General features: G+C 52.1%; 1 rRNA gene. It reads right to left on the bottom strand.

The features are described 5' to 3' along the window. Positions 1-15 precede the first annotated feature (15 nt). Positions 16-242 (bottom strand): 23S ribosomal RNA (locus tag KJS58_RS25265); the annotation flags it as partial.

Below are 242 nucleotides of genomic sequence, written 5' to 3'. Positions count from 1 at the left end.
CCTTCAGAAAGCTTGTAGGATAAGCCCTCGACCGATTAGTACTGGTCAGCTCCATGCATTGCTGCACTTCCACCTCCAGCCTATCTACCTCGTCGTCTTCAAGGGGTCTTACTAATTGGGAAATCTCATCTTGAGGTGGGCTTCGCGCTTAGATGCTTTCAGCGCTTATCCCTTCCATACATAGCTACCCAGCGATGCTCCTGGCGGAACAACTGGTACACCAGCGGTATGTCCATCCCGGT

This window comes from Paenibacillus sp. J45TS6 (assembly GCF_018403285.1).
In the GTDB taxonomy this organism is placed as follows: domain Bacteria; phylum Bacillota; class Bacilli; order Paenibacillales; family Paenibacillaceae; genus Paenibacillus.
This window is presented reverse-complemented; position numbering and strand designations above follow the sequence as displayed.